The organism is Pseudophaeobacter sp. C1-32P7 (assembly GCF_041008775.1).
GTDB lineage: Bacteria > Pseudomonadota > Alphaproteobacteria > Rhodobacterales > Rhodobacteraceae > Phycobacter > Phycobacter gallaeciensis_A.
Map to the genome: position 1 here is coordinate 1 of NZ_JAXGFR010000060.1, position 3678 is coordinate 3678.

Annotated in this window: 2 protein-coding genes; one reads left to right on the top strand and one right to left on the bottom strand. The window is 62.2% G+C overall.

The features are described 5' to 3' along the window. A partial coding sequence (locus SM763_RS23945) for a recombinase family protein (protein ID WP_369000068.1) occupies nt 1–493 on the bottom strand: 493 nt, incomplete at its 3' end. 124 nt (nt 494–617) lie between these two features. On the opposite strand from SM763_RS23945, the gene SM763_RS23950 reads away from it, so the two are divergent. After that, nucleotides 618–3521, top strand: a complete 2904-nt coding sequence (locus tag SM763_RS23950; RefSeq protein WP_369000070.1) for a Tn3 family transposase — start codon at nt 618–620, stop codon at nt 3519–3521. Nucleotides 3522–3678 lie beyond the last annotated feature (157 nt).

Genomic DNA, 3678 nt, shown 5'->3' on the forward strand with positions numbered 1-3678 from the left:
GGTTCGACATGGCCGCCTGCGCAAGACGTACCTGGGCTTTTGTTAGCGCGAATTTACGCCCCCCTTTTCGGCCCCGCGCCCGAGCGGCCTTGAGGCCTGCGATGGTGCGCTCGCGGATCAGTTCCCGTTCAAATTCTGCCAAGGCAGCGAAGATGCCAAAAACCAGCCGTCCTGCAGCTGTGGTCGTGTCGATCTGTGCGCCTTGGCCCGTGAGGACGCGCAGACCGATCTCGCGATCGGTCAGCTCCTGCACGATTGTCACGAGGTGTTTGAGGTCGCGGCCGAGGCGGTCGAGCTTCCAAACGACCAGGACATCGCCTTTGCGCAGAGCCTTGAGGCATGCATCGAGGCCCGGCCGGGTGTCACGCTTACCTGAAGCCTGATCTTCGTAGATCCCGTCGACTGCCACGCCCGCTTCGATGAGCGCGTCTCTCTGCAGATCAAGGGATTGACTGCCGTCAGCTTTCGAGACCCGGGCATATCCTATCAGCATGGGGCTATCTCATACGGTCGTTTGTGATGCTGTTTGGTGTGGCCTTGCATATCCGGACCCAAGTAAATCTTAATATGTATCGAAATCAAATATACACAAACGCTCTATAGAAAGCAAAAGAACTATGGCGCACCGCACCATCCTGACCGCGCGCCAACGCGCGGCGCTGTTCGACCTTCCGACAGACGAAGCCAGCATTCTCTATCACTACACGCTGTCGGATGACGACCTTGAGCACATCAATGTGCGCAGGCGTTCAGAGAACCGGTTCGGGTACGCGCTACAGCTATGCGCGCTGCGACATCCGGGCCGCCTGCTATCGTCTCGCGAGGTGATCCCTGAGCCCGTCGTCCGGTTTGTTGGGGCCCAATTGGGCATGACCGGGGATGAGATCCTTCCCTACGCCGCTCGGCGTCAGACCCGTCAGCAACATCTTCACGACCTCCGCCAGCTCCACGGTTTCAAGATGTTTTCCGGTCACCGCGCACGTGAGCTGAAGGCTTGGCTTGCGGGTGAGGCGGAGAACGCGGCCACCAACCATGATTTGGCCCGCCGGTTTGTCGATGAGTGCCGCCGGACCCGGACCATCCTTCCGGGTGTATCCGTCATCGAGCGCCTCTGTGCGGATGCGCTTGTCGCGGCGGAACGCCAGATCGATAGCGCCATCGTGGACCGACTGGATGATACCCTGAAAGCCCGCCTCGATGGCCTGCTTACGGAAATGGTCGAGGGCAAGGTCAGCCGGTTCGTCTGGCTGCGCCAATTCGAGGTGGGGCAGAACTCGGCTGATGCCACCCGCCTGCTCGACCGGCTGGAATTCCTGCAAGAGATGAACCTGTCGCCTGATATTCTCTGGGGCATTCCACCCCATCGGGTGAGTCGCCTGCAGCGTCAGGGTGAACGCTATTTCGCTGATGGCCTGCGCGACATCAGCAGTGATCGCCGCCTGGCCATCATCGCGGTCTGCGTGGTCGCGTGGCGTGCGGCGCTTACGGACGCGGTGATCGAGACCCACGATCGGATCGTCGGCAAGACATGGCAGGGTGCCAAAAAGCTCTGCGATGCCAAGATCGCTGACGCTAAAACGGCGGTGCAGGACACCCTGCGCGCCTTCAAATCCCTTGGTGCCGCCTTGCTCGACGCCAGAAGTGATGGCGCGCCCTTGGATCAGGCGACGGAGCTGGGGTGTGGATGGGAGCGGCTTGAAGGGTTGGTTGCCACTGCCGCCGAGCTGACGGACACGATGGCCGCTGACCCCTTGGCGCATGTCGGTCAGGGCTATCACCGGTTCCGGCGCTATGCCCCACGCATGTTGCGCGCGTTGGATATTCAGGCGGCGGGGGTCTCTGCGCCCTTGCTACAGGCCAGCACGCTGATCGCGGACGATGAAAGGCCCGAGGAGCGACCGGTTGGCTTCCTGCGGCGCAGCTCGAAATGGCATCGCCATCTGAATGCCCAGGAGGAAGACGGCCACCGGCTCTGGGAAGTGGCGGTTTTGTTCCACCTGCGGGATGCCTTCCGCTCAGGCGATATCTGGGTGCCGAATTCCCGGCGCTACAGCGATCTGAATCAGGCTCTGGTTCCCGCCGAGGCAGTGAAGGACATACCAAGACTGGCAGTACCGCTTGACCCGGAAGCCTGGCTTGCCGATCGCAAGGCACGCATGACCGGCGGCCTGGTGCGGTTGGCCAAGGCGGCGCGTGCGGGGGCCATCCCCGGCGGGTCGATCGAGAACGGCATCCTGCAGGTTGATCGCTTGAGCGCAGCCGTGCCCGACGAGGCGGACGAGCTTGTGCTTGATCTTTACGACCGGCTGCCCGCCATACGGATCACCGAACTGATGCAGGAGGTCGATACGGATATCGGCTTCACGGAATCCTTTGTAAGTGCGCAAACCGGCGCGCCCTGCAAAGACCAGATCGGCATGCTGACGGTGCTCCTGGCTGAGGGCCTGAACCTTGGCCTCAGTAAGATGGCCGAAGCGACCAACACCCATGATTACTTCCAGCTCTCCCGCCTGTCGCGATGGCATGTGGAGAGCGACGCCATCAATCAGGCCCTCGCCATGGTAATTGACGCGCAGTCTCGTCTGCCCATGGCCAAGTTTTGGGGTGGTGGCGTGACCGCCTCCAGCGATGGGCAATTCTTCCCCGCCGCTCGACAGGGCGAGGCCATGAACCTCATCAACGCGAAATATGGCTCTGAGCCAGGCCTCAAGGCCTATACTCATGTCTCCGATCAGTTCGGGCCCTTCGCGACCCAGAACATTCCGGCCACCGTGAGCGAGGCACCCTACATCCTGGACGGGCTGTTGATGAACGAGGCGGGGCGGAAGATCACAGAGCAGTATGCCGACACCGGCGGGTTCACCGATCACGTCTTTGCCGTGACGTCGCTGCTCGGGTTCCGGTTCATCCCGCGTATCCGCGACCTGCCATCCAGACGGCTCTACCTCTTCGACCCGGCGTCAGCACAAAACGAGCTGCGCAGCCTGATCGGTGGCAAGATCCGTGAGGGCCTCATCGCCCAGAACTGGCCCGGCGTCCTGCGGTCCGCGGCCACCATGGTGACGGGCGCTATGCCGCCCAGTCAGTTGCTCAAGAAGTTCGCGGCCTATCCGCGCCAGCATGAGCTGGCCCTGGCGTTGCGCGAAATTGGCCGCGTCGAGCGTACGCTCTTCATCATCGAATGGCTGCTCGACGCAGACATGCAGCGCCGGGCCCAGATCGGCCTGAACAAGGGTGAGGCCCATCACGCCCTTAAAAACGCCCTGCGCATCGGGCGGCAGGGCGAAATCCGCGACCGTACCGCCGAGGGGCAGCACTATCGCATGGCCGGTCTCAACCTGCTCGCCGCCATCATCATCTACTGGAACACCAAGCACCTCGGCCAGGCCGTGGCCGCGCGGCAGCGGGCGGGGCTGAATTGTGACCCCGCTCTGCTGGCGCATATCTCGCCGCTCGGGTGGGCCCACATCTTGCTCACCGGCGAATATCGGTGGCGGCGGCAAGTGGGGGCAAGGTTGTGAAGTAATCAGCCCTATATCTTGCCGCATTCACAGCCACAAAACAGGCGATCCACGCTCATCGCCACAACGAAGGTGGTCAGAGGGCTCAAAAACCGGGGGTAAAAGACGGGAGCGGGAGCCTTAGGGTGTCATTCTGCACTCAGCCGGAATCGACCCC